The organism is Achromobacter deleyi, assembly GCF_016127315.1.
Lineage (GTDB): Bacteria > Pseudomonadota > Gammaproteobacteria > Burkholderiales > Burkholderiaceae_B > Achromobacter > Achromobacter insuavis_A.
Genome location: NZ_CP065997.1, coordinates 1623485 through 1647970, shown reverse-complemented (window position 1 = coordinate 1647970; position 24486 = coordinate 1623485). Strand labels below are relative to the sequence as shown.

Annotated in this window: 23 protein-coding genes; 13 read left to right on the top strand and 10 right to left on the bottom strand. The window is 66.7% G+C overall.

Features of this window, described 5'->3' with window-relative positions; all coding sequences use genetic code 11:
* Nucleotides 1–97: 97 nt before the first annotated feature.
* Nucleotides 98–1141 (bottom strand): FecR family protein, encoded by a 1044-nt coding sequence (locus tag I6I07_RS07355; protein WP_232625939.1) that lies wholly within the window; start codon nt 1139–1141, stop codon nt 98–100.
* A 3-nt stretch (nt 1142–1144) separates the two neighbouring features.
* Nucleotides 1145–1699 (bottom strand): sigma-70 family RNA polymerase sigma factor, encoded by a 555-nt coding sequence (locus tag I6I07_RS07350; protein WP_198486171.1) that lies wholly within the window; start codon nt 1697–1699, stop codon nt 1145–1147.
* Nucleotides 1700–1911: 212 nt separating this feature from the next.
* Here I6I07_RS07350 and I6I07_RS07345 point away from each other — a divergent pair, with 212 nt between their 5' ends.
* Nucleotides 1912–2838, top strand: coding sequence for a PLP-dependent cysteine synthase family protein (locus I6I07_RS07345; protein ID WP_198486170.1), 927 nt, complete (start codon nt 1912–1914; stop codon nt 2836–2838).
* Between the two features lie 289 nt (nt 2839–3127).
* Here the strand turns inward: I6I07_RS07345 and I6I07_RS07340 are convergent, their stop codons facing one another.
* From I6I07_RS07340 to rpmH, 5 genes are all read right to left on the bottom strand, one after another.
* A complete protein-coding gene (locus I6I07_RS07340; RefSeq protein WP_198486169.1) occupies nt 3128–4573 on the bottom strand; it encodes a catalase in 1446 nt (481 codons plus the stop codon).
* 267 nt (nt 4574–4840) lie between these two features.
* Nucleotides 4841–6532, bottom strand: coding sequence for a membrane protein insertase YidC (gene yidC / locus I6I07_RS07335; RefSeq protein WP_198486168.1), 1692 nt, complete (start codon nt 6530–6532; stop codon nt 4841–4843).
* 48 nt (nt 6533–6580) lie between these two features.
* The gene (gene yidD / locus I6I07_RS07330; RefSeq protein ID WP_081105109.1) at nt 6581–6904 is read right to left on the bottom strand and encodes a membrane protein insertion efficiency factor YidD; all 324 of its coding nucleotides are present in this window, start codon (nt 6902–6904) and stop codon (nt 6581–6583) included.
* Entirely contained in the window at nt 6901–7272 is a 372-nt protein-coding gene (locus I6I07_RS07325) for a ribonuclease P protein component (RefSeq protein WP_006392133.1), read from the bottom strand. Before I6I07_RS07325 ends, yidD begins: the two co-directional genes overlap by 4 nt.
* A gap of 45 nt (nt 7273–7317) precedes the next feature.
* Nucleotides 7318–7452 carry a 50S ribosomal protein L34 gene (rpmH, locus tag I6I07_RS07320; RefSeq protein ID WP_003816025.1) on the bottom strand — a complete coding sequence of 45 codons (135 nt, stop codon included), beginning with the start codon at nt 7450–7452 and terminating at the stop codon, nt 7318–7320.
* A 415-nt stretch (nt 7453–7867) separates the two neighbouring features.
* On the opposite strand from rpmH, the gene dnaA reads away from it, so the two are divergent.
* The 3 genes from dnaA to gyrB all read left to right on the top strand — a co-directional run bounded on the left by dnaA (nt 7868) and on the right by gyrB (nt 12983).
* The gene (gene dnaA, locus I6I07_RS07315) at nt 7868–9328 is read left to right on the top strand and encodes a chromosomal replication initiator protein DnaA (protein ID WP_198486167.1); all 1461 of its coding nucleotides are present in this window, start codon (nt 7868–7870) and stop codon (nt 9326–9328) included.
* Nucleotides 9329–9330: 2 nt separating this feature from the next.
* A complete protein-coding gene (dnaN, locus tag I6I07_RS07310) occupies nt 9331–10440 on the top strand; it encodes a DNA polymerase III subunit beta (protein ID WP_198486166.1) in 1110 nt (369 codons plus the stop codon).
* 95 nt (nt 10441–10535) lie between these two features.
* Nucleotides 10536–12983 carry a DNA topoisomerase (ATP-hydrolyzing) subunit B gene (gene gyrB, locus I6I07_RS07305; protein ID WP_198486165.1) on the top strand — a complete coding sequence of 816 codons (2448 nt, stop codon included), beginning with the start codon at nt 10536–10538 and terminating at the stop codon, nt 12981–12983.
* 109 nt (nt 12984–13092) lie between these two features.
* Here the strand turns inward: gyrB and I6I07_RS07300 are convergent, their stop codons facing one another.
* Complete coding sequence (locus I6I07_RS07300; protein ID WP_198486164.1) at nt 13093–13563, bottom strand: hypothetical protein; 471 nt, start codon at nt 13561–13563, stop codon at nt 13093–13095.
* Between the two features lie 142 nt (nt 13564–13705).
* On the bottom strand, nt 13706–14629 hold the full coding sequence (locus I6I07_RS07295; RefSeq protein ID WP_198486163.1) for a LysR family transcriptional regulator: 924 nt from the start codon (nt 14627–14629) through the stop codon (nt 13706–13708).
* 315 nt (nt 14630–14944) lie between these two features.
* On the opposite strand from I6I07_RS07295, the gene I6I07_RS07290 reads away from it, so the two are divergent.
* The 6 genes from I6I07_RS07290 (at nt 14945) to I6I07_RS07265 (ending at nt 20844) form a co-directional block, all read left to right on the top strand.
* Nucleotides 14945–15631, top strand: a complete 687-nt coding sequence (locus I6I07_RS07290) for a hydrolase (RefSeq protein WP_198486162.1) — start codon at nt 14945–14947, stop codon at nt 15629–15631.
* 104 nt (nt 15632–15735) lie between these two features.
* Complete coding sequence (locus I6I07_RS07285) at nt 15736–17328, top strand: MFS transporter (protein WP_198486161.1); 1593 nt, start codon at nt 15736–15738, stop codon at nt 17326–17328.
* 48 nt (nt 17329–17376) lie between these two features.
* Nucleotides 17377–18081: a pirin family protein gene (locus tag I6I07_RS07280; protein WP_198486160.1), complete on the top strand. Its 705-nt coding sequence runs from the start codon at nt 17377–17379 to the stop codon at nt 18079–18081.
* Between the two features lie 20 nt (nt 18082–18101).
* On the top strand, nt 18102–18362 hold the full coding sequence (locus I6I07_RS07275; RefSeq protein ID WP_198486159.1) for a XapX domain-containing protein: 261 nt from the start codon (nt 18102–18104) through the stop codon (nt 18360–18362).
* 128 nt (nt 18363–18490) lie between these two features.
* On the top strand, nt 18491–20377 hold the full coding sequence (locus I6I07_RS07270; RefSeq protein WP_198486158.1) for an amidohydrolase: 1887 nt from the start codon (nt 18491–18493) through the stop codon (nt 20375–20377).
* Nucleotides 20378–20388: 11 nt separating this feature from the next.
* Nucleotides 20389–20844 (top strand): DoxX family protein, encoded by a 456-nt coding sequence (locus I6I07_RS07265; protein ID WP_198486157.1) that lies wholly within the window; start codon nt 20389–20391, stop codon nt 20842–20844.
* A 75-nt stretch (nt 20845–20919) separates the two neighbouring features.
* Here the strand turns inward: I6I07_RS07265 and I6I07_RS07260 are convergent, their stop codons facing one another.
* The gene (locus tag I6I07_RS07260; protein ID WP_006389526.1) at nt 20920–21852 is read right to left on the bottom strand and encodes a LysR substrate-binding domain-containing protein; all 933 of its coding nucleotides are present in this window, start codon (nt 21850–21852) and stop codon (nt 20920–20922) included.
* Nucleotides 21853–22023: 171 nt separating this feature from the next.
* On the opposite strand from I6I07_RS07260, the gene I6I07_RS07255 reads away from it, so the two are divergent.
* The 3 genes from I6I07_RS07255 (at nt 22024) to I6I07_RS07245 (ending at nt 24486) form a co-directional block, all read left to right on the top strand.
* Nucleotides 22024–22932: an amino acid ABC transporter substrate-binding protein gene (locus I6I07_RS07255; protein ID WP_006392145.1), complete on the top strand. Its 909-nt coding sequence runs from the start codon at nt 22024–22026 to the stop codon at nt 22930–22932.
* 103 nt (nt 22933–23035) lie between these two features.
* Nucleotides 23036–23788, top strand: coding sequence for an amino acid ABC transporter permease (locus I6I07_RS07250; protein ID WP_198486156.1), 753 nt, complete (start codon nt 23036–23038; stop codon nt 23786–23788).
* A gap of 8 nt (nt 23789–23796) precedes the next feature.
* Complete coding sequence (locus I6I07_RS07245; protein WP_006392147.1) at nt 23797–24486, top strand: amino acid ABC transporter permease; 690 nt, start codon at nt 23797–23799, stop codon at nt 24484–24486.

The window sequence follows — 24486 nt, the reverse complement described above, 5'->3', positions numbered from 1 at the left end:
CATGTGGGCAATGCGCTTTCACCTCCTGAATCAATCGAGCGGCCGCAAACGGAACCTGGCCCACCGCGCAATCGCCGAAAAATTTGTAACGGCCGCGTCAGCGCGCAGCCGCGTCGTCGGCCGCGACCAGGGTGGTCCACCACGGCAGGGGCCGTTGCAGCTTGACCTGCGCGGCCTGGGCCAGCAGGCCCAGGGCGCTATCGACGTCGCGCAGCGGGAACGTGCCAAAGACGCGACGTTGCGCCACCTGCGGCGCCACGCCGATATGGCCGAGCGTGTAGCGGCCCAGTTCGTCGGCGAGCTCCCGCAACGTCAGGTTGTTGGCCAGCAGATCGCCCCGGATCCAGGCTTCGCGCGCCGGATCGGCCCGCGTGGCTGGCGCGACGGCGCGGGCGGTATAGCGCGCCTGATGGCCCGCCGTGATGACGACCGCGGGCGCGTTGCCAGTGGTGCGGATCTCGACGGCGCCTTGATAGACCGCCAGCAGCGTCGCGCCCGCCTCCTGGCGCACGGTGAAGCGCGTGCCGAGCGCCCGCAACCGGCCTTCGGCGGTGTCGACCACGAACGGACGGTCTTTGTCGGCCCCTGTCTCGATCAGGATTTCACCCGCTACCAGGCGCAGGCGACGCAAGCCGGGCAGGAAGTCCTGGTTGAAGGCGCTGGCCGTGTTGAGCCAGACACGCGAGCCATCGGACAGCACGGTGGCGCGGATCTCGCCGGTGGCCGCGCGGTAGTCGGCGGTCCAGGCCGCCGCCAGCGTGCCCAGCGGCGTCTGGCGCCATCCGAGCCAGCCGAAGACGCCGACGCCGGCCAACGAGGCGATGCGGACCAGGGCGCGGCGGCGCCGTATGACGCGCTGGCCGGCCGCGTGCAGGTTGTCAGTGGTCAGGCGCGGGTCGGGGGTTTCGCGCAAGGGGGCGAGGATGCGCTGGCTGACCCGTTCGACATAAGTCCAGGCCTGGCGGTGGCTGGGATCTGCATCGAGCCAGGCCAGCCACCGTTGCTGGTCGGCCACGACCGCGTCGCTGGAGATCAGCAGCGCGTACCATTCGGCGGCCTGCTCCATGACGTGGTGCGGCGGGTGGGCACAGGCCGGGCGCGCGTCTTGTCCGTCCGCGGGGATCAGTGGGATGGCGGCCATGGGTCAGGCGAAAGTCGGATCCCGCAGCGCCCGGGCGGTGGCGCCGGCCTCGGTCAGCATGCAGCGCAGCATCACCTGGGCCACGTATTTGCGCACCATGCGCGGCGAGATGTGAAGTTCCGCGGCGACGTCGGCGCTCGGGACCTCGCACACCGCGGCCATCAGGAAGGCCTGGGCGGCCTTGGGCGGCAGGTCGCGCAGCAGCGCGCCGATCTCCTGCAGCGCTTCCAGCACGATCGCCTGGCGTTCGGCGGACGGCGCGCACGCTTCGGGACGCGCCGCCAGCGTGTCGAGCCAGGCCTGCTCGATCTCGCGCCGGTGCCACAGGTTGATGCACATGCCCTGCGCCATGCTGCGCAGATAGGCGCGGGCCTCGCCCGGACTGCCAAAGCCGCGTGGCGCCGGCTTGTGGATAAGCCGCAGGAAGGCATCGTGCGCCAGGTCCGCGGCATCGGCCGCATTGCCCAGGCGCCGCTGCAACCATCCCCGCAACCAGCCATGATGGTCGTGGTAGAGGGTCTCGATGGAGGGCGTGGAGAGATATCCCTGCGGATTCACGGTTCGATTTGGTGGCGTTGGAGCTGGGTCACACGCCCGGCAGGCGCGATTGGCGATAAATAGTAATCATTATTGATATCGCGTGGAAAGAAATTTGTCGATGCACCGCCGCGGTGCGGCGCGCCGGCCATGGCCCCCTCTCTACAATGGATAGCCCTTGCCTTTCCCGTCCCGGCGTCCGCGGCGCCGCGGATCTGCCCACCGGAATCCCTATGCTGGCCGCTTCCTCGATCGAACTCATCGGCAACACCCCCCTGATCGCGCTGAGCCGCGTGCACGACGGCCCCGGCCGCATCGTGGCCAAGGCCGAATTCCTGCAACCGGGCGGCAGCGTCAAGGATCGCGCCGCCAAGGCCATCCTGCTGGCCGCGCGCGCCGACGGCCGCCTGGCGCCCGGCATGCCGGTGATCGAGATGACCAGCGGCAACATGGGGGCGGGCCTGGCCGTGGCCTGCGCCGCGCTGGGGCATCCGCTGGTGGTCACCATGTCGGCGGGCAACAGCCCCGCCCGCGCCCGCATGCTGGAAGGACTGGGCGCCGAAGTGGTGCTGGTGCCGCAGGTCGATGGCGCCCCCGGGCAGGTCACCGGCGCCGACGTCGAGGCGGCGGCCCGGGTGGCGGCCGCGCTGGCGGGCGAACGCGGCGGCTTCTACGTCGACCAGTTCAATGCCGTCGAATGCATCGCCGCGCACGAAACCGGTACTGGCCGCGAAATCCTGGAACAGGCCGGCGCTCCCGTGGACGGCTGGGTCGCGGCCGTCGGCACCGGCTGCACCTTCATGGGCGTGGCGCGCGCGCTCAAGGCGGCGAGCGCCGCCACGTTGTGCGCGGCGGTCGAGCCGCTGGGCTGCGAAGTGCTGGCGGGGGAACCGGTGACCAAGGCGCGCCACCTGATCCAGGGCACCAGCTACGGCGCCGTGCCGCCGCACTGGGATCCGTCCCTGATGGACCTGAGCATCGCGGTCACCGACGACGAGGCGCAGGAATGGCGGCGCCTGCTGGCCGTGCGCGAGGGGCTGTACGTGGGCTATTCCGCCGCCGCCAACGCGTGCGCGGCCGCCAAGCTGTTGCGTTCGGGCCGGCTGCCCGCGGACGCGACGGTGGCCACGGTGCTGTGCGATACGGGCCTGAAATACTAGCAAGCGGGTTTTCCACAGCTTCCGCGGATAACACTATCCACAGCGCCTGTGGAATTCCTGTGGATTGCCTGTGAATTGGCTGTGGACGAATGGGGATAACTTTTTTCGGCCTTGTTGTGGAAAAGTCGCTTGCGGTGGTTTTCGGAGCAAAAAGCGGGCGAAACAAGCAGGTTTGGGCAGAAAACCAGCCATACACGCGGCCAAAAAATAGCAGCAGAAAGAAAACGGGCGGCCCCGTGGGGCCGCCCGATGTGCGCCGCGCGGCGCCTGCCGCGTGCGAATGCCGTGCCTACAGCTTCAACCCCAGCGCCTTGGCCACGCCCGCCGCGTAGGCCGGATCGGCCTTGCGGAAGTGTTCCAGCTGGCGACGCTGGATTTCCTCGGGCACGCTCGCCATGTGGCGGCCGATGTTGCCGAACAGCAGCTCCTGCTGCGCCGGCGTCATCAGGCGGAACAAGGCGCCCGGCTGCGAGTAGTAGTCGTCATCGACGCGGTGGTTCCAGCGCGCGGCGGCCTGGCCGTCCAGCGGCAGCGGCGGTTCGCCGGCCGACGGGGTTTCCTTCCATTCACCGGCGCTGTTGGGCTCGTAGTTGAGCGTGCCGCCGGCGTTGCCGTCCACGCGCGCCGCGCCATCGCGGTGGTAGCTGTGGAACGGGCAGCGCGGTGCGTTCACCGGGATCTGGTGGTGGTTGATGCCCAGGCGGTAGCGGTGCGTGTCGCCATACGAGAACAGCCGGCCCTGCAGCATCTTGTCCGGCGAGAAGTCGATGCCGGGCACCACGTTGGCGGGCGTGAAGGCGGCCTGCTCGACCTCGGCGAAGTAGTTCTCCGGGTTCTTGTTCAGTTCCAGCACGCCCACTTCGATCAGCGGATAGTCGCCGTGCGGCCACACCTTGGTCAGGTCGAACGGGTTGATGTGATAGGTCTCGGCCTCGGCCGCCGGCATGATCTGCACCTTCAGCGTCCACTTCGGGAAGTTGCCCTGCTCGATGTTCTCGAACAGGTCGCGCTGCGAGCTTTCGCGGTCGTGGGCCACCACCTGGGCGGCGTCTTCGTCGCTCAGACAGGCGATGCCCTGCTGTGACTTGAAGTGGAACTTCACGTAGAAGCGTTCACCGCCGGCGTTGACGAAGCTGAAGGTGTGCGAGCCGAAACCATGCTGCTGGCGCAGGTTGGCGGGAATGCCGCGGTCGCTCATCAGGATGGTGACCTGGTGCAGCGATTCGGGGCTGAGCGACCAGAAATCCCAGGCGGCGGTAGCGCTGCGCAGGTTGGTCTTGGGGTCGCGCTTCTGGGTGTGGATGAAGTCGGGGAACTTGAGCGGGTCGCGGATGAAGAACACCGGGGTGTTGTTGCCCACCAGGTCCCAGTTGCCTTCGTCGGTGTAGAACTTGATGGCGAAGCCGCGCACGTCGCGTTCGGCGTCGGCCGCGCCGCGCTCGCCGGCCACGGTCGAGAAGCGCAGGAACAGCGGGGTCTGCTTGCCGACCTTGGAGAAGATGCTGGCGCGGGTGTACTTGCTGATGTCGTGAGTGACGGTGAAGGTGCCATAGGCGCCCGAGCCCTTGGCATGCACCACGCGTTCGGGGATGCGTTCACGGTCGAAATGGGCGAGTTTCTCTATCAGCCAGAAGTCCTGCAACAACGCCGGACCGCGCGGGCCGGCGGTCAAGGTGTTGTTGTTGTCGGCCACCGGCGCGCCAGAGGCGGTGGTCAGATGCTTCTTATCGGTCATGGCACACTCCCTACGAAATTCCTGGAATGCGCGGCGCCTGGGCCGCGCTGCGTGATCGGACACCGTCCCGGACATTGCCGGCCGGGGGATATCTCCGACACATCATAGGGGTCAATTTTTTCGTTGTGAAGTTGATTGATCTACCAAATTTGATTGAAAATAACTATCAAGCAATTTCCCTGACGCGCATCATCCCCAAACGCCGCGGCGACGCGGACGAAAAAAAACCGGCCCCTGGAGGCCGGTTTTTCATGGCGCGAGCCGGAATCAGCGGTTGGCCGCGGCTTCCGTCTTGCGCTGCATGGCGCGGGTGATGGACCACTGCTGCGCGATCGACAGGGTGTTGTTGACGCACCAGTAGAGCACCAGGCCGGCCGGGAAGAAGAACATCATCCCGCCGAACACCAGCGGCATGATCATCATGACCTTGGCCTGGACGGGGTCCGGGGGCGTCGGGTTCAGTTTGATCTGCAGGAACATGGTGGCCATCATGATGGCGGGCAGAATGAAGAACGGGTCGCGGATCGACAGGTCGTGCACCCACAGGATCCACGGCGCGCCGCGCATTTCGACGCTGGCCAGCAGCACCCAGTACAGCGAGATGAACACCGGGATCTGCACCACCATCGGCAGGCAGCCGCCCAGCGGGTTGATCTTCTCGGTGCGGTACATCTCCATCATGGCCGCGTTGAGCTTCTGCTTGTCGTCGCCGTACTTTTCCTTCAGGGCCTGCAGGCGCGGAGCAACCTGCTTCATGCGGGCCATGGAGCGGTAGCTGGCGGCGGCCAGGGGGTAGAACAGGGCCTTGATCAGCACGGTCAGGGCGACGATGGTCCAGCCCCAGTTGCCCAGGATGGAATGCAGCCAGGTCATCAGCGTGAACAGCGGCTTGGCGATGATGGTCAGCCAGCCGTAGTCGACCACCAGTTCCAGGCCGGGGGCGAGCGCCGCCATGGCCTTCTGGTCCTGCGGACCGACCCACAGGTGCGAATCGACGCGGGCGGCTGCGCCCGGGGCGATCTCGCCGACGGCTTCGATGGTGCGCGCGGCGTACAGGTTCTTCTGCACTTCCAGCACTTCGTTGTTGCGCGGCTTGCCTTGCGGCGGCACCCAGGCGGTGGCGAAGTAGTGCTGCACCACGGCGATCCAGCCGTTGTCGGCCTGCTTGATGTAGTTGGCCTTCTTCTTCTCGATGTCGGCGAAAGTCATCTTCTGGAACTTGTCCTGTTCCGAGTAGACGGCCATGCCGGTGAACGTGTGATAGAAGCTGGACGTATCGGCCGGATCGTTGCCGTCGCGCTCGAGCTGCAGGTACAGCGCGGGCGTCACGGGGGCGGCGCCGACGTTGGCCAGGTCGTGGCGCACGTCGATGTCATAGCGGCCGCGATGCAGCGTGAAGGTCTTGGTGACTTTCACGCCACCCGATTCGGCTTCGAACGCCACCACCAGGCTGTCGCCGGTCATCTGGCGGTCGGTCGAGACCACGCGGAACGGCGTCTGGTGGGTGGGGAAGTTCTGGCCGTTGGCGGCGCCGACGACGCCGGTCTGGGCAACGTAGTTCAGGCCCGCGGTGCGGTCGAGCAGCACGGTGGGCTTGTCGGGCTGGCCGGTGGCCGGGTACTTCAGCAGCTCGGCGCGCACCAGTTGGGCGCCCAGCGTGTCGAAGGTCAGGCGCAGCACGTCGGTGGTGATGACGACTTCTTCCGAGCGCGTCGGCACCGGCGCGGCGGCGCCAGGCACGGCCGAGGGCGCGGTGCTGGCGGTCGCGGGCGGCGCATTGGGCACCGACGGCGTCGCGCTGTTCGCGTCGGCTGCCGGCGTGCCGTTGGCGGGCGTGCTGGCCGCGGGCGTGGGGCCCCCGAACAGCGACGGTTTGCCGTTATGGATCTGCCAGTTGTTCCAAAGGAGCAACAGCGAGAAGGAGAAAATCATCCAGAGGACGGTTCGTCGGATATCCATGGTGCCTACTGAAGTGAATACGGGCCAGCAAAGCCCGCCAGTTTAGCGTCAATCATGCTCGGTGCGGTGGCCATGGGAGCAGCAGGCCCCGCGGTTGGTTCCCTTGGACGGCGGAACCGGGTCCCAGCCGCCGGGCGACCAGGGGTGGCAGCGGCCGATGCGTCGCAGCATCAGCCAGAAGCCGCGCCAGGGACCGTGGCGTTCGATCGCCTCGATCGCATACGCCGAGCAGGTCGGGGTGAAGCGGCATTGCCGGCCGATCCAGGGGCTCAGGAAAAACCTGTAGAACCGGATCGGGGCAATGAGTATTGCGGCCCCCACGGAACGCCCGCGTCGCGGACGGCCTGCCTGCCGGGGGGATGACCCGTTCATCGCGCGATCCGCTCGAAGTGAGCGTCCGCTTCGGCCCGGGCCGCCTGTTTCAGCGCGGTGAGCGTGGCGGGCGTGACCTTGCTGTGCAGCCGGACGACGTAGTCTTTCGCCGGCAACCCCAGCCGCCGGTGGCGGAACGCTTCGCGGATGACCCGCTTGAGCGCGTTGCGCGTGGTGGCGTGGGCGGCGAAGCGCTTGGCGATCACCAGGCCCAGCCGGGCACAGGCATCCTGGCCGGGGGGCAGATCGTTGGAAGCGGCGCTCACAACGAAAAACGCCCCTCGGGCCAGACGCCGGCCTTTGAGGGCGGCGGCGAACTCGGAGGGGCGATGCAGCCGCGCCTCCGGCGGAAGCGTGGCGCGCGGCATGGACTGCGGGGTCAGCGGGTCAGGTGTCTGCGCAAGAAGCGAGACTTAGACAGCCAGACGCTTGCGGCCCTTGGCGCGGCGAGCGTTCAGGATGGCGCGGCCAGCGCGGGTCTTCATGCGCACGCGGAAACCATGGGTGCGCTTGCGGCGGGTAACGGAAGGTTGGTAGGTGCGTTTCATGGACGATCCACAAAAAGAACAAAAGTCAGAAGGGACCTGCCCGGAGGGTTCCTGGTCGCAAATCCGGTAGCGGGTATCTAGTAAGCGCCTCGCTGCGAATTCGCACATGACATGCGGATTCACTGGCAAAGGCAGGCTTGTAGACGGGGCTCTGGTCCGGGGTAACCCCGGGCGACCTATTCAGCAAGGCACAGTTCCGGGGGCGGGGGTAAGTGTAACCATTACCCTATTACCCGTGTGAACCTGGGCCTTCTGCGAAACCTTCTGACAGACAGAATTCGGAAAAGCCCACCATTTCAGCAAGTTTTCCCTGTCTTGTCAAACAGTTAAGGGGGCAGGTTGTGCACGCCCATGCCCTACCCTGTGGATAACCCATGCCCAGGCAAGGTAGAATCGAGGTTTGAATAAGAGCGACATGAAAGAATTCTGGCAGACCTGCGTCAGTCGTCTTGAGCAGGAACTCCCCCCCCAACAAATCAGCGCGTGGATACGACCGCTGGTCCCGCTTGCGTATGACGAAACGCAGGCGGTGCTGCGCGTTGCCGCCCCCAACCGGTTCAAGCTGGACTGGGTGCGCAAGAACTTCTCCCACCAGATCGAAGCGTTGGCCGCGGAGTGGTTCGAGCGTCCGGTACAGGTCCTGTTCGAATTGCCCTCGCAGGGCGCGACGCCGCGCATGCCGGTGGCGCCCGTGCGCGCGCAGCCGCCCGTGCCGACCGCGCCTTCGGCCGCCGCGCCCCTGGGCGGCGCGCCGCCGCCAGGCATGCCGGCGCAGCCCGCCGCGCCCGCTCCCGTCGCGACCACCGCGGCGGCCGCGGCCGTGAACGCGGACGCCGCCAACATCGTGTACGAGCGCTCGCGCCTGAACACCGACCTGACGTTCGAGAATTTCGTCACGGGCAAGGCCAACCAGCTGGCGCGCGCCGCCGCGCTGCAGGTGGCCGAGAACCCGGGCACCTCGTACAACCCGCTGTTCCTGTACGGCGGCGTGGGCCTGGGCAAGACCCACCTGATCCACGCCATCGGCAACGCCATGGTGGCGGCGGGCACCGGGGTGCGCGTGCGCTACGTGCATGCCGACCAGTACGTGTCCGACGTGGTCAAGGCGTACCAGCGCAAGGCGTTCGATGACTTCAAGCGCTACTACCATTCGCTCGACCTGCTGCTGATCGACGATATCCAGTTCTTCTCCGGCAAGAACCGCACGCAGGAAGAATTCTTCTATGCGTTCGAGGCGATGGTGGCCCAGCGCAAGCAGATCATCATCACCAGCGATACGTATCCGAAGGAACTGTCGGGCATCGACAGCCGCCTGATCTCGCGCTTCGATTCCGGCCTGACGGTCGCGATCGAGCCGCCCGAACTCGAGATGCGCGTGGCGATCCTGCTGCGCAAGGCCGAGTCCGAAGGCGTGCCGATGCCCGAGGAAGTGGCGTTCTTCATCGCCAAGCACCTGCGCAGCAACGTGCGCGAGCTCGAAGGCGCGTTGCGCAAGGTGCTGGCCTACGCCCGTTTCCACGGCCGCGACGTGCTCACCGTGGACGTCTGCAAGGAAGCCTTGAAGGATCTGCTATCCGTGTCCAACGGCCAGATCACCGTCGAGAACATCCAGAAGACGGTGGCGGATTTCTACAAGATCAAGGTGGCCGACATGTATTCGAAACGCCGGCCGGCCAATATCGCGTTGCCGCGCCAGGTCGCCATGTACCTGGCGAAGGAGCTGACCCAGAAAAGCCTGCCGGAAATCGGCGATCTGTTCGGTGGCCGTGATCACACCACCGTACTGCACGCCGTACGCAAGATTTCCGACGCCCGCGCCAAGCAAGCGGAGCTCAACCATACCCTGCACGTGTTGGAACAAACTCTAAAAGGATGACCATGCAACTCGTACAAACCACACGCGATGCATTGCTGAAACCGCTGTCGACCGTGGCGGGCATCGTCGAAAGACGCCATACCCTGCCCATCCTGGCGAACATCCTGATGCGCAAGGAAGGCAACAAGGTTGCCTTCATCGCGACCGACCTGGAAGTGCAGATCACCACGCACGCCGACTTCGGTGTGGGCCACGACAACGAGTCCACCACGGTCGCGGCGCGCAAGTTGCTGGACATCCTGAAAGCCCTGCCGGACACCGGCGACGTGCGCCTGGCGCTGGCCAGCAACAAGCTGTCGGTGCAGTCGGCCAAGAGCCGCTTCGCGCTGCAGACGCTGGCCGCCAGCGAATTCCCCACCGTGGCCCAGCCCGAGCAGTGGGACGTATCGCTGAGCATGCCGCAACGCACGCTGCGCCACCTGTTCAACATGGTGCACTTCGCCATGGCGCAACAGGACATCCGCTACTACCTGAACGGCATGCTGCTGGTGTTCGAACCGGGCCGCGTGCGCGCGGTCGCCACCGACGGCCACCGCCTGGCGCACTGCTCAACCGAAGCCGACGGCATCAGCGAGCGTCACGAAGTCATCGTGCCGCGCAAGACCGTGCTGGAAATGCAGCGCCTGCTGGAAGACTCCGACGAACTCGTCTCGATCGACGTGGCGCCGGGCCAGATCCGTTTCCGCTTCGGCGACGTCGAGCTGGTGTCCAAGCTGGTCGAAGGCAAGTTCCCCGATTTCACCCGCGTCATCCCGACCAACTACTCGCGCCACTTCCTGGTGGGCCGCGAAGCCCTGCAGGGCAGCCTGCAGCGCGCCGCCATCCTGACCACCGACAAGTTCAAGGGCGTGCGCCTGCAACTGGCGCAGAACCAGATGAAGATCTCGTCCTCCAACGCCGAGCAGGAAGAGGCGCAGGAAGAAATCGACATCGACTACGGCTTCGAGCCGCTGGACGTCGGCTTCAACGTCGGCTACCTGCTCGACGTGCTGGCCAACGTCAAGGTCGACAACATCCAGTGGTCGGTCATGCCCGATGCCAACGCGTCGGCGCTCATCACCCTGCCCGACGACGACCAGTTCAAGTACGTCGTCATGCCCATGCGGATCTAAGTCCGCGCAGACGTGGGTTTGTGCCGCCCGCGGGCCCGATGGCCCGCCGGCGGTCCGGCCGCCAGGCCGTTCTTTAAAGCGTTATCGATACAGACATGTCAGATCAGCAGAACACCACTCCCGAGAACGGCGGCTACGGCGCCGACTCGATCAAGATGCTCAAGGGGCTGGAGGCCGTGCGCAAGCGCCCCGGCATGTACATCGGCGACACGTCGGACGGCACCGGGCTGCACCACATGGTGTTCGAAGTCGTCGACAACGCCATTGACGAAGCGCTGGCCGGCTGGTGCGACGACATCGTCGTCACGATCCACACCGACAACTCGATCTCGGTCACCGACAATGGCCGCGGCATCCCCACGGACATCCACAAGGACGACGAATTCCACCGCAGCGCGGCCGAAATCGTCATGACCGAACTGCACGCCGGCGGCAAGTTCGACCAGAACTCGTACAAGGTGTCCGGCGGCCTGCACGGCGTGGGCGTGTCGTGCGTGAACGCGCTGTCCGAGTGGCTGCGCCTGACCATCCGCCGCAATGGCGAAGTGCACCAGATGGAATTCCGCCAGGGCGAGCGCGTCGCGCCCCTGGCCGTGACCGGCACGACCGACAAGCGCGGCACCGAAGTGCGCTTCCTGGCCGACCCGATCATCTTCAACAACATCGAGTACCACTACGAGATCCTCTCCAAGCGCCTGCGCGAGCTCTCTTTCCTGAACAACGGCGTCAAGATCCGCCTGATCGACCAGCGCCAGGGCAAGGAAGAGAACTTCGCCTTCTCGGGCGGCGTGAAGGGTTTCGTCGAATACATCAACCGCGCCAAGACGGTGCTGCATCCGAACGTGTTCTCGGTCACCACCGAGTCGGCCGCGGGCGGCGTGCCGGTGGGCGTGGAAGTGGCGATGCAGTGGAACGACAGCTATAGCGAAAGCGTGCTGTGCTTCACCAACAACATCCCGCAGCGCGACGGCGGCTCGCACCTGACCGGCCTGCGCGCGGCGATGACCCGCATCATCAACAAGTACATCACCGACAACGAACTGGCCAAGAAGGCCAAGGTCGAGACCTCGGGCGACGACATGCGCGAAGGCCTGGCCTGCGTGCTGTCGGTGAAGGTGCCGGAACCCAAGTTCAGCAGCCAGACCAAGGACAAGCTGGTCTCGAGCGAAGTGCGCCCGGCCGTCGAAGAAGCCGTGGCCCGCACGCTGGAAACCTGGCTGCTGGAGCATCCGAACGACGCCAAGGCGCTGTGCGCCAAGATCGTCGAAGCCGCCCGCGCGCGCGAAGCCGCCCGCAAGGCGCGCGAAATGACGCGTCGCAAGAGCGTGCTGGAAGGCGCCGGCCTGCCCGGCAAGCTGGCCGACTGCCAGGAAAAGGATCCGGCGCTGTGCGAGCTGTACATCGTCGAGGGTGACTCCGCAGGCGGCTCGGCCAAGCAAGGCCGCGACCGCAAGTTCCAGGCCATCCTGCCGCTGCGCGGCAAGGTGCTGAACGTCGAGAAGGCGCGTTTTGACCGCCTGATCGCCAGCGAGCAGATCGCCACGCTGATCACCGCGCTGGGCACCAGCATCGGCCCGGACTTCAACGTCGACAAGCTGCGCTACCACCGCCTCATCATCATGACCGACGCGGACGTCGACGGCGCGCACATCCGCACGCTGCTGCTGACGCTGCTGTACCGTCAGATGCCCGAGCTGGTGCAGCGCGGCTACGTCTACATCGCCCAGCCGCCGCTGTACAAGGTCAAGGTCGGCCGCGAAGAGCGCTACCTGAAGGATGACCAGGAAGAAGCGCAGTTCATGCTGCAGCTGGCCCTGAAGGACGCCGAGATCATCTCCGGCGGCAACATCATCCGGGGTGACGAGCTGAGTGAACTGGCGCGTCAGTACGTGGCGGCTGACGGCGTCATCGCGCGCCTGTCGCGCGTGTTCGACGTGGCCGCGCTGTCGGCCATGGCCGAAGGCGTGGAGATCAACCTGGAGTCCACCGAGAGCACCGCCGATTCGGCCAGGCGCCTGGCCGACGCCATGCGCGATCCGGTCAGCGGCAACGGCGTGGAAGTGGTGCCCGAGTTCGACGAAGCCACCGAACGCCATCGCCTGTCGATCCAGCGCATGCACCACGGCAACGTGCGCGTCAGCATCATCGACGCCGACTTCGTCGGCGGTTCCGACTACGCGATCCTGTCGCGCGCCGCCAAGAGCTTCTCCGGCAAGGTCGGCCCGCGTTCGCTGGCCGCGCGTGGCGAAGGCGAAAAGCGCAAGGAACAGAACGTCTCCGACTTCCGCGAAGCGATGCAGTGGCTGCGCAGCGAAGCCGACCGCGGCATCTCCAAGCAGCGCTACAAGGGCCTGGGCGAAATGAACCCGGAACAGCTGTGGGAAACCACCATGGACCCGAAGGTGCGCCGCCTGTTGCGCGTGCAGATCGAGGACGCCATCGCGGCCGACGAGGTCTTCACCACGCTGATGGGCGACGACGTCGAACCGCGCCGCAACTTCATCGAGGCGCATGCGCTGTCGGCGGGGAACATCGACGTCTGATCGGCACGACTGGCCGCAAGCCCGCCAGGGCTTCGCGGCGTGCATGAAGAAGGGGCTGCCTGCGCAGCCCCTTTTGTTTTGATGCGGCCTGCCGGCCCGTAGCGCACGCTCAGGCGGCTTTCTTCGGCTTGAAGAAGAACCACAGCAGCAGCAATGCGATGAAGCCGTACAGGCCCCATACACGCATGAAGAACCAGCCCACGCCGTCCTCGCCCAGCGCCAGGTCGATCAGCTTGCCGCCGACGAAGGCGTACACGCCGTAGATGAGGCCCCATTTGGCCAGGAACGTGAAGAAGGCCTTCTTGCGCGCGGCGTAGTGGGCCGGGCTGGCGCTGCTCTTTCGCATCATGCCCAGCGCGGCGGCGACGGCGAAGCCGCCGATGTTGGCGCTGAGCAGCGTCAGCGCGACCTTCAGCTCGCCCATGTCGGGCCCGCTGCCGCCGTGGAACACGGCCGAGATCGAATACCAGTAGTACAGGCTGGCGCCCAGCAGCAGCGAGAGCAGGATGCGGCTGGTGCGGGACATGACGCCGAAGCATCCCAGAACGATGACGAAGCCGATGAGGCCGAGGATACCCATGAGTGTGCCGACGGTGATTGCGAGAAGCGCGTCCGCTGCCACGCAGGGCGGTTCGACGAGACGATCACCAAATGACGGCGGCGCGCCGGGAAACTTAAGCGGCGCGCGCCGCGGCGTCGAACCGTCAGCGGATGCCTGCGCCCTACCCCTGCACGTCGCTGGCCCACGGCTCCGCCGTCAACCGTTCCGCCAGGTACTCGATCAGCGCCTGCACCCGCGCCGGCCGCCGGCGGCCCGGCGGCGTGACGATGTGCAGCGCGATCGGGTCGATCTGCCAGTCGTCCATGGCGGTCTCCAGCGCGCCCGACTGCAGGTCTTCCCAGGCCAGGAACTCTGGTTGCAGCGCCAGGCCCAGGCCGGCCTGCAGCGCGGGTGACAGCGCCTCGGCGTTGTTGACGTTCAACTGCACCGGCAGCGATTGCGAAAACTCGCCGTGCTTTTCGTGGCGAAAGCGCCAGCTCGAGCCGTTGCGCGCGTACATGTACTGCAGCGCGGTGTGCTGCGCCAGGTCGCGCGGATGCCTGGGCTTGCCGGCGCGCTTGAAGTAGCTGGGCGCGCCCACCAGCAGGATGCGCACCGAGCACAGGCGCCGCGCCAGCAGCGTGGAGTCCACCAGGTTGGAGATGCGCAGGGCCAGGTCGAAGCGTTCCGACACCAGGTCGGCCTGCTTGTCGTTGAATTCGATCTCCAGGTCCACGTCGGGATGCGCCTGCATGAAGGGCGGCAGCATCGGCGCCAGGTGCGTGACGCCGAAGGACATGGGCGCGGCCAGCCGGATCTTGCCGCGCAGGCTGGTGGACTTCTCGGTGACCTCGGCCTCGACCGCCTCGCCCTCTTCCAGGATGCGTGCGGCGCGTTCCAGCGCCGCGTAGCCGGACTCCGTCAACGACATGCTGCGCGAGGTGCGGTGGAACAGCATGGTCTTCATCTTGGTCTCCAGACGCGTGATGGTCTTGGACACCGTGGCCTGGGACAGGGACAGTTCGGCCGCGGCCTTGGCGAACGAGCCCGTGTCGGCGACCTTGGCGAAGATCGCCCAGCCCTCCAGATCCGGCAGTTTGTTCATGGTGGTTCTCGCAAAGAAAGTCGCGTCGATGATAGCGGCGGACTATGTGACGAACAAGAACGCCCGGGGCGGACCGGGCGGGAAATGCCCGTGTCACGGGGATCATGCAAAAAATGGAAAGGATGCAATTCCCCGTTGCGGATTCTCAGGCGGGGGGCCGATCCCTACTATGCACATACCGACAGACGACGTGAACGAAACCCCTCAAGCGGCATTCGGGCACGACGACAGCGGGGCAAGCCGGAACGGTTTGCGCAGTGCCCGAATTCACCTTGCCGCATTCCCCTGAACGATTCCTTGAAAGAGAGCGCCACCATGTCCGCCAACAAATACCTCGAAGTCCTGACCCCGCAGAACAGCCAGATCATCTTCATCGACCAGCAGCCGCAGATGGCCTTCGGCGTGCAGTCGATCGACCGCCAGACGCTCAAGAACAACGTGGTGGGCCTGGCCAAGGCCGCGCGCACCTTCAACATCCCGACCACCATCACCACTGTCGAAACCGATGGTTTCTCGGGCAACACCTACCCTGAACTGCTGGCCGTGTTTCCCGATAACAAGATCCTCGAGCGCACCTCGATGAACTCGTGGGACGACCAGAACGTGCGCGACGCGCTGGCCGCCAACGGCCGCAAGAAGATCGTCGTGGCCGGCCTGTGGACCGAGGTCTGCAACACCACCTTCGCCCTGTGCGCCATGCTCGAAGGGGACTACGAGATCTACATGGTGGCCGACGCGTCGGGCGGCACCTCGGCCGATGCGCACAAGTACGCGATGGACCGCATGATCCAGGCCGGCGTGGTGCCGGTGACCTGGCAGCAGGTGATGCTGGAATGGCAGCGCGACTGGGCCCGCCAGGAAACCTACGACGCCGTGACCGGCATCGCCAAGGAACACTCGGGCGCCTACGGCATGGGCATCGACTACGCCGTCACCCACGTGCACAAGCTGGCCGAGCGCGTGGCGCACGGCGAGCGCATCGGCCCCAACCCGGCCAAGTAAGCCCCGCGCCCGGGCCGGCAACGGTCCGGGCCGTTTCCTTTTCCGAATACGGCAGGCGGCATGGCGAACGGCCCCTGGCGACCCAGCGCGATCCGGAGCATTCCATGCCGAACCCCTCTTCCCCTGCCGCGGGAGGCAACTTTGCGCCTCTGCGCCAGCCCGTGTTTGCCGTCCTGTGGGCGGCCGCGGTGCTCGGCAACGTGGGCAGTTTCATGCGCGACGTCGCCAGCTCGTGGCTGGTGACGGACCTGTCGGCCAGCCCGGCCGCGGTGGCGCTGATCCAGACCGCGGCGACGCTGCCGATCTTCCTGCTGGCGATTCCGGCTGGCGTGCTGTCCGACATCCTGGACCGCCGGCGCTTCCTCATCTTCGTGCAGATATTGCTGGCCTCGGTCAGCGGCACGTTGCTGCTGCTGTCGCATTTCGGCGCGCTGACCGTGGACTACCTGATCGCGTTGACGTTTGTCGGCGGCATCGGCGCGGCGCTGATGGGGCCGACCTGGCAGTCGATCGTGCCCGAGCTGGTGCCGCGCGAGAGCCTCAAGGGCGCGGTGGCGCTCAACTCGCTGGGCATCAACATCGCGCGCGCCATCGGCCCGGCCGCGGGCGGCCTGATCCTGGCCAGCTTCGGCGCGGCGGTGACCTACGGCATGGACGTGCTGAGCTATGTGTTCGTGATCGCCGCCCTGTTGTGGTGGAAGCGTCCGGCGGCCACCGACAGCGCGCTGTCGGAGAACTTCCTGGGCGCGTTCCGGGCCGGCCTGCGTTACACGCGGGCCAGCAAGGAACTGCATCGCGTATTGTTGCGCGCCGCCGTGTTCTTCCTGTTCGCCAGCGCGGTGTGGGCCTTGCTGCCGCTGGTGGCGCGGCAGATGCTGGGCGGCACGTCGGGCTTCTACGGCATGCTGCTGGGCGCGGTGGGCGCGGGGGCGATCCTCGGCGCGCTGGTGATGCCGAAGCTCGGCGCCAAGCTGAATGCGGACGGGCTGGTGCTGCTGGCCTCGCTGGTCAGCGCGGTGGTGATGGGCGTGCTGGTGTTCGCCCCGCCCAAGTGGCTGGCGGTGGTGATGCTGGTGCTGCTGGGCATGGGCTGGATCACGGCGCTGACCACCTTCAACGGCGTGGCCCAGGCGATCCTGCCCAACTGGGTGCGCGGCCGCGGCCTGGCGGTGTACTTGATGGTGTTCAACGGCGCGATGGCGGCCGGCAGCCTGGGCTGGGGCCTGGTGGCGCGTGAAATCGGCGTGCCGTATGCGCTGGTGGTGAGCGGCGCGGGCCTGGTGATCGTGGCGCTGCTGTTCCACCGGGCGCGGCTGCCGGTGGGCGAAGCCGACCTGCAGGCGTCGAACCACTGGCCGGAGCCGCTGGTGTCCGAATCGGTGGCGCACGACCGCGGGCCGGTGCTGATCCAGGTCGAGTACCGCATCGCGCAGCAGGACCGCCCGGCCTTCCTGGAAGCGATGCAACGCCTGTCGCAGGAGCGCCTGCGCGACGGCGCTTACGCCTGGGGCGTGGCCGAGCACACGAGCGATCCGGAGCGCGTGGTGGAGTGGTTCTTCGTGGAGTCGTGGGCCGAGCATCTGCGCCAGCACCATCGGGTCTCGCATGCCGATGCCGACCTGCAGGCCGAGGCGCTGCATTTCCATATCGGCCCCGGCGCGCCCGAGGTGCACCACTTCCTGGCGCTGAAGCGCTGAAGGCGCCGCGCATGAGGTCTTGTTTTCCGATCAACCTGGAGGCTCGCCATGATTGAGCGCCGACCCTTGAGAACCCTGGGCCATGCCCGCCGCGGCTGGCTCGATGTGAAACACCATTTCTCGTTCGCCAACTACCTGGACCCGCAACGCATGAACTGGGGCGCGTTGCGGGCCTGGAACGACGAGACCATCGCACCGGGCGCCGGCTTTCCCGCGCTGCTGCATACCAACGTGGAAATCATCACCTGCGTGCAGGAAGGCGTGTTGACCCACGAGGACGACCTGGGCAACGGCGGCCGCACCCGCGCCGGCGACGTGCAGGTGATGAGCGCGGGCAGCGGCGTGACGCATGCCGAGTTCAACAGGGAAGGCGGTCCGGCCCGCGTGTTCCAGATCTGGATCGAGCCGGACCGACGTGGCGCGCCGCCGAGCTGGGGCCGCAAGTCGTTTGCGCGCGAGGCCTGCAACGGACGGTTCATCACGCTCGCCAGCGGCATCGAGGGCGACGAAGACGCGCTGCCGATCCGCAGCGACGCCCGCGTGCTGGCGGTGGCGCTCAAGGCCGGCGAAGCCGCCACCTATCGCTTTGCACGCGGCCGGCGCCGCGGCTACCTGGTCGCGTCCAAGGGCCGGTTGACGATCAATGACGTCGAGATCGGCCTGGGCGATGGCGCCGCCATCGAGGACGAGACCGATGTGCGCATCACCGCGCTCGATGACGCCGAGCTGCTGCTGGCCGACACCCACGCCTGATTCCAATGATGAGGACATCCATGAAGATCTATCTGCTTTCCCTTGGCGCCGGCCTGCTGGTCGGCGTCGTCTACAGCCTGCTGCAGGTGCGTTCGCCGGCGCCGCCGCTGGTGGCGCTGATCGGCCTGCTGGGCATCCTGCTCGGCGAACAGATCGTGCCGGTGGGCAAACACATGCTCAGCGGCACCGCCTTCGCCACCGCGTGCGACAAACAGAAGACGGTGAGCCACGTGTTCGGGCAACTGCCCGGCAAGCATCCCCACGATAAAGACCAAAGCTGAATTCTTTCCACGCCCAGGGAGATAATCGTATGCCTACCCGCCGCGACCTCATCGGTGTTGCTTCCACATTGGCGCTCAACAGCCTGCTGGGCGGATCCGCCCTCGCTCGTTCCCAAGGAGAATCCTCCATGTCAAACCCCGCCCCCGACGTCATCTATCACCATGGCCGCATCACCACGCTGGACCGCGCCAGGCCGCTGGCCAGCGCCGTGGCGGTCAAGGATGGCAGGTTCGTGGCCGTCGGCGACGATGCCGAGGTTATGGCCCTGGCCGGCGCCGGCACCCGGCTGGTGGACCTGAAGGGCCGCGGCGTGCTGCCGGGGCTGTTCGACAACCACACCCACGTGGTGCGTGGCGGCCTGAACTACAACATGGAGCTGCGCTGGGACGGCGTGCGCTCGCTGGCCGACGCCATGGCCATGCTCAAGCGCCAGGTCGCCATCACGCCGGCGCCGCAATGGGTGCGCGTGGTGGGCGGCTTCACCGAGCACCAGTTCGCCGAGAAGCGCCTGCCGACGATCGACGAGATCAACGCCATCGCGCCCGACACGCCGGTGTTCCTCTTGCACCTGTACGATCGCGCCCTGCTCAACGGCGCCGCGCTGCGCGCGGTGGGCTACACCAAGACCACGCCCAACCCGCCGGGCGGCGAGATCATCCGCGACGCGCAGGGCAACCCGACCGGGCTGCTGCTGGCCAAGCCGAACGCCACCATCCTCTACGCCACGCTGGCCAAGGGCCCCAAGCTGCCGTTCGACTACCAGGTCAATTCCACGCGCCATTTCATGCGCGAGCTGAACCGTCTGGGCGTGACCGGCGTGATCGACGCGGGCGGCGGCTTCCAGAACTATCCCGACGACTACGCCGTGATCCAGAAGCTGGCCGACGAAGACCAGATGACGGTGCGGCTGGCCTACAACCTGTTCACGCAGAAGCCCAAGCAGGAAAAGGAAGACTTCCTCAAGTGGACCTCGAGCGTGAAGTACAAGCAGGGCACCGACTACTTCCGCCATAACGGCGCCGGCGAGATGCTGGTGTTCTCGGCCGCCGACTTCGAGGACTTCCGCGTCGAACGGCCGGACATGCCGCCGGAGATGGAAGGCGAGCTGGAGGAAGTGGTGCGCGTGCTGGTGCAGAACAAGTGGCCGTGGCGCCTGCACGCCACCTATGACGAGACCATCTCGCGCGCGCTGGACGTGTTCGAGAAGGTGCACCAGGACACGCCGCTGACCGGCCTGAACTGGTTCTTCGACCACGCCGAGACCATTTCCGACAAGTCGATCGACCGCATCGCCGCGCTGGGCGGCGGCATCGCCGTGCAGCACCGCATGGCCTACCAGGGCGAATACTTCATCGAGCGCTACGGCGCGGCCGCGGCCGAGGCCACCCCGCCCATCGCCAGGATGCTGGACCGCGGCGTGAAGGTGTCCGCGGGCACCGACGCCACCCGGGTCGCGTCCTACAACCCGTGGGTATCGCTGTCGTGGATGGTGACCGGCAAGACCGTGGGCGGCACCCGCCTCTATCCGGCGCGCAACTGCCTGGACCGCGAGACCGCGCTGCGCATGTGGACGGAGAACGTGGCCTGGTTCGCCAACGAGGAAGGCAAGCGCGGCCGCATCCAGCCGGGCCAGCTGGCCGACTTCATCGTGCCGAGCAAGGACTACTTCCGCTGCAGCGAGGACGAGATCTCGTTCCTGACCTCGGAGCTGACCGTGGTTGGCGGCCGGGTGGTCTATGGCGCGGGGGAATTCGGCCCGCTGGACGACAACGCGCTGCCGCCCGCCATGCCGGACTGGTCGCCCACGCGCCTGTTCGGCGGCTATGCCGCCTGGGGCGATCCCGACGGCGCCGGCCGCAATTCGCTGGGCTACCGCAACATGGCGGCCTGCGCGTGCGCCAGCAACTGCGGGCTGCACGGGCATGACCATGCCAAGGCCTGGGCCTCGAAGGCGCCCAGTTCCGACCTCCAGGGCTTCTTCGGCGCCCTGGGTTGCTCCTGCTGGGCAGTTTGAGGAGGCCGGCCATGAACGCGACCTCTCAATGGGAGCAGCGGCTGGCCGGCCTGGCGCGGCCGCTGTTCGGATCGCCCGCGGTGCGGTTCCTGGCCTACCTGGGCCTGTGCGCCGCCTATCTGCAGGGCGGGCTGGTCAAGCTGACCGACTTTCCCGGCGCGCTGGCGGAGATGGCGCATTTCGGGCTGGCGCCCGGGCCGCTGTTCGCGGTGCTGGTGATCGTGCTGGAACTGGCGGCGTCGGCCATGATCCTGGCCGGCCGCCTGCGCTGGCTGGGGGCGCTGGCGCTGGCCGGTTTCACGCTGGTGGCCACGGGCATCGCGCTGCGCTACTGGGAGATGGCGCCGGGGCAGGAACGCTTCATGGCGGCCAATGCGTTCTACGAGCACCTGGGGCTGGTGGGGGGATTGCTGCTGGTGGCGTGGCTGGACCTGCGCGAGCCGCGCCCGGATGGCGCGACCGCCTGACGGCGGGCGGCCGCGGGCAAAAAAAGGCCCCGATGTCGGGGCCTTGTCGTTTCCGCGCGGCGGGGGGAGTTGCCATCATCGCCCCGGCCGCGCCTTCAGGTCCGCCATCTCTTCCTGCATCAGCTGGTGCGCGTAGCGCGAGAACACGCTGACCAGCCGGGTACGGGTATGGTACGGCGGGTACAGCAGCGCCACCGTGACCGGCACCGCCGGGCTGAACGGACGCACCTCGACGCCGTTGGCCTCGTATTCCTCGCGCGCGGCCAGCGGGTTGATCAGCGCCACCCCCAGGCCGGCGCCGACCAGCGCACAGACCGACGAGCCCAGGCCGGCCTCGGCCACGGTCTGGCGCTCGACCTTGGCGGCCTTGAAGACCGCGTCGATCTTTTCCCGCAGCGGCGTGGCGCTGGGGAAGGCGATGAAGGGTTCGCCGGCGAAATCGGCGGGCTTGAGCTTTTTCAGCTTGGTCAGCCGATGGCCTTTGGGCAGCACCGCCACGCAGTTCATGGTCAGCACCGGCTCGACCTGGATGCCGGGGCTGTCGCCCGACAGCATGGCCAGGCCGGTGTCGCAGAAGCCCGAACTGATCCAGTTGTGCACCGCGCTGGCGTTGCCGGAATGGATCGACACCATGACGTCGGGGTATTCGGTCTTGAAGGCGGCCACGATGCGGGCCAGCAGGCCGCCGGCCAGGCGCGGCATGGCGGCCACGCTCAGGCGGCTGGCGCTGAAGGAGCGGATGCTGGCCGCCGCCGATTCCAGGCCGGCCAGGCCGATGAAGGTCTTTTCGACCTCCTGGAAGAAGCGCGAACCGTCCTGGGTGGGGGTCAGGCGGCTGCCGTTGCGGTCGAACAGGGGAAATTGGGTGATTGCTTCCAATTGCGCTATTAAGCGGCTAACGTGCGGCTGCGAGGTATGCACTCTGCGTGCCGCGGCGGTCATGGATCCGGTCATCATGACGGCTCGGAAAGCCTCGATGTGTCGCAAGCCCATTCGTGTAATGGCCATATCAAATCCGTATAGAGGAATACCCGATTGGAACTGGATAAAACCATAACGCTAGTTGATACTTTTTGCCAGCCGCGGGGCTCATCGCGGGACGCGGCGGGTCGTATGCAATCCGGCACCGCTGTTCGTGAACATAAGCACGCGCCGCTCGACCGGCGCCAAGGGAATAAGATGAAAGCATTTGCCGCGATTTCGGTCGCCGCCGCCCTGTTCGGCAGCGCCGCCGCCCACGCCGAAGGCCCCAGCCGCCTGGACAAGATCCGCGACACCGGCGTGATCACCATCGGCCATCCCGAGACCTCCGTGCCGTTCGCCTACCTGGACGGCAACCAGAAGCCGATCGGCTACACCGTCGAGATCTGCCAGGAAATCGCCCAGCACATCAAGACCGCGCTCAAGCTGCCCAAGCTGGACGTGCGTTACAACCCGACCACCTCCGCCACGCGTATCCCGTTGCTGGCCAACGGCACCATCGACCTGGAGTGCGGCAACACCACCAACAACCTGGAACGCCACAAGCTGGTGTCGTTCGCGCCGACCACGTTCGTGGCGCAGGTGGTGCTGGTGGCGCGCAAGGACGGCGGCGTCGATCCCAACAACCTGGCCTCGTTCCGCGGCAAGTCGATCGCGGCGCAGGCCGGCGGCCAGACCTTCAAGCTGATTTCGCGCTTGAACGCCGAAGGCAACCTGGGCATCACCATGGCACCCACCAAGGATACGGCGGAAACGCTGCTGATGGTTGAATCGGGCCGCGCCGCGGGTTCGGCCAACGACGACGGCATCGCCTACGGCGTGGTGGCCTCGTCCAAGAACCCCGACGCCTTCGTGATCGGCACCAAGGGCCTGGAACTGGCGCCCTACGGCATCATGCAGCCCAAGGACGACCCGGCCTTCAAGAAGGTGGTGGACGACGCCGTGCTGGACCTGATGAAGAGCGGCCGCGTCGCGGCGATCTACGACAAGTACTTCAATTCCCCGATCCCGCCCAAGCAGATCAACCTGAAGTACCCGATGAGCGACGCGCTCAAGCGCGCCCTGGCCCATCCGACCGACTCCGGCGACCCCAAGGCCTACGAGTAAGCCGGTCCGCCGCCGCGGCCCCTCGCGGGCCGCGCGGCGACGCACTAAACCGGGCGCCGGCCGCCGGCGCCCGTTTCTTTAGTTGTCCACAGGTCCTCAAAGCATGAATTACAACTGGAGCTGGAGCGTCTTCCTGGAGATGTCGCCCGACGGCGTGCATACCTTCCTGCAGACCATCCTGATCGGCGTGGGCTGGACCCTGGCGCTGGCCCTGACGGCGTGGGTGTTCTCGCTGCTGCTGGGCTCGTGCCTGGGCGTGATGCGCACCGCCTCGTCGCGCCTGGCCAACGCGGTTGGCGCGACCTACGTCGAGATTTTCCGCAACGTGCCGCTGCTGGTGCAGATGTTCCTGTGGTATTTCGTGCTGCCCGAGTTGCTGCCGCACGCCTGGGGCCTGGCCATGAAGCAGATGCCGCAGCCCTGGGGGCAATTCCTGCCGGCGGTGCTTTGTCTGGGCTTCTACGGCTCGGCGCGCGTGGCCGAGCAGTTGCGCGCCGGCATCCAGTCGCTGCCGCGCGGCCAGTTCCAGGCGGGCACGGCGCTCGGCCTGACCGAGACGCAGGTCTACCGCTACATCATCCTGCCCGAGGCCTACCGCATCGTGCTGCCGCCCCTGACCTCCGAGTTCATGGGCACCATCAAGTATTCGTCGGTGGCGCTGACCATCGGCCTGCTGGAACTGACCGGCCAGACCCGCTCGATGGCGGAGTTCAGCTTCCATATCTTCGAGGCGTTCTCGGCGGCGACCGTGATCTACCTGATCCTGAACGGCATGGTCGTGCTTGGCATGCGCCTGCTTGAACGCCATGTGGCGGTTCCCGGCCTGATCGGCGCGGCGACCAAGAACGGACGCTAGGAATCGACATGGGCAAATTCGATTTCGACGTCATCGGCAGCGCGCTGCCGTACCTGTTCCAGACCGGCATGACGTTCACGCTGACCCTGACGCTGCTGGCGGCGGTGATGGGGCTGGTGCTGGGCACGCTGCTGGCGATGATGCGCCTGTCGCGCTACCGGATCCTGTCGGTGCCGGCGGGCATCTACGTGAACGTGATGCGTTCCGTGCCGCTGCTGCTGGTGATCTTCTGGTTCTACTTCCTGGTGCCCTACATCGCCGCCTGGATCGTGGGTTCGCCCACGCCGCTGCGGGTGGGAGCGTTCAACTCGGCGGTGGTCACGTTCACGCTGTTCGAGGCCGCGTACTTCTGCGAGATCATGCGCGCCGGTATCCAGTCGATCGCGCGCGGCCAGGTCTCGGCCAGCATGGCGCTGGGCCTGAACCACTGGCAGGGCATGCGCTACGTGATCCTGCCGCAGGCGATCCGCAACATGGTGCCGGCGTTGCTGACGCGGGTCATCATCCTGTTCCAGGACACCTCGCTGGTGTACGTGCTGTCGCTGACCGACTTCCTGGGCGCGGCGTCCAAGATCGGCCAGCGCGACGGCCGGCTGGTGGAACTCTATCTCTTCGTGGCGGTGGTGTATTTCGTGATCTGCTTCACGGCATCCCGTCTGGTCAAACGGCTGGAAAAGCGCGTCCGGGTGCTGCGCTAG